The sequence below is a fragment of the Methylobacterium nigriterrae genome, from assembly GCF_037106235.1.
Classification (GTDB): Bacteria; Pseudomonadota; Alphaproteobacteria; order Rhizobiales; family Beijerinckiaceae; genus Methylobacterium; species Methylobacterium nigriterrae.
The window spans coordinates 1-829 of the sequence record NZ_JBAWTG010000440.1; the positions used below are offsets into that span (position 1 = coordinate 1).

1 protein-coding gene is annotated in these 829 nt (G+C 66.9%); it reads right to left on the reverse strand.

What is annotated here, in order from left to right; genetic code table 11:
- On the reverse strand, positions 1-829 hold an 829-nt coding region (locus WDW90_RS37635; RefSeq protein ID WP_336492809.1), incomplete at both ends, for an aldo/keto reductase.

Sequence of the window (829 nt, forward strand, 5' to 3'; positions counted from 1 at the left end):
TAGTCGTGCCAAGGTTCTGTTTCAGCTGCTCCTCTGTGCGCGCGCCTACCACGATGCTGCAGACTGTGGGACGCGTCAGCAACCAGTTTAGCGCCACCTGTGCCACCAGCTTTCCGGTTTCCTTGGCCACGGCATCGAGTGCGTCCATCACACCGAACAGGTAGGCGTCGGATACCCGCGGCCCGCCCCTCGCTCCGCCCGCGGCGATGCGACCCTGTTGCGCTGCCTGGCCGCGGCGGATCTTGCCGGTGAGCCGCCCCCAGCCGAGCGGACTCCACACCATTAGGCCAACGCCTTGGTCGAGCCCGAGCGGCATCAGCTCCCACTCGTAGTGCCGCCCGGTCAGCGAGTAGTAGCCCTGATAGGCGACGTAGCGCGCGAGCCCAAAGCGCTCCGAGGTCGCGAGCGCCTTCATGAGCTGCCAGCCCGAGAAGTTCGAGGCGCCGATGTAGCCGATCTTGCCCGCGCGGATGAGGTCGTCGAGCGCCCGTAGCGTCTCTTCGACCGGCGTCAGCGCGTCGAATCCGTGCATGAAGTAGACGTCGATGTGGTCGGTGCCGAGCCGTTTCAGGCTGGCCTCGCAGGCGCGGATCAGGTGATAGCGCGAGGAGCCGACGCCGTTGGCATCCTCGCCGCAGCGGAACGTTGCCTTGGTGGAGATCAGCGCCCGCGTGCGTCTACCCTTGAGCGCCTGCCCGAGGATCTCCTCCGCGGCGCCCTCCGAGTACATGTCGGCCGTATCGAAGAAGTTGGCGCCCGCCTCGAGACAGAGATCGACGAGGCGCTCCGCCTCGGCGGCATCCGTCCGCCCCCAGCGCTCAAAGAACTC